The organism is Bradyrhizobium sp. BRP19 (assembly GCF_020194195.1).
Classification (GTDB): Bacteria; Pseudomonadota; Alphaproteobacteria; order Rhizobiales; family Xanthobacteraceae; genus Bradyrhizobium; species Bradyrhizobium yuanmingense.
Genome location: NZ_JADYVZ010000178.1, coordinates 1 through 419 on the forward strand (window position 1 = coordinate 1; position 419 = coordinate 419).

The window sequence follows — 419 nt, forward strand, 5'->3', positions numbered from 1 at the left end:
CCTGATTGACGATTGCGGTGCCAACGACGACGCCGTCGGCCGAAGCACCGATGATCTTTGCGTGTTCAGCCGTTTTGACGCCGAAACCGACGCAAACGGGCAGATCGGTATGGTCCTTGATGCGCTTGACTGCGCCCGAAATCAGCGACGGATCCGGCAAGGCGGAACCGGTGATGCCGTTCATCGAGACATAATAGACGAAGCCCGACGTATTCCTCAAAACGGTCGGCAGGCGCTTTTCATCTGTCGTCGGTGTGGCCAAACGGATGAAATTGATACCCTTCTTCAGAGCCGGGATGCAGAGCTCGTCATCCATTTCCGGCGGCAGGTCGACAATGATGAGGCCATCGATTCCGGATGTCAGCGCATCATCGAGAAACTTTTCGACGCCGTAAATATAGATCGGGTTGTAGTAGCCC

At 55.6% G+C, this 419-nt stretch carries 1 protein-coding gene; it reads right to left on the bottom strand.

Annotation, left to right across the window (positions count from 1 at the left end):
• On the bottom strand, positions 1 to 419 hold a 419-nt coding region (trpA, locus tag I6F36_RS39075), incomplete at both ends, for a tryptophan synthase subunit alpha (protein ID WP_225173302.1).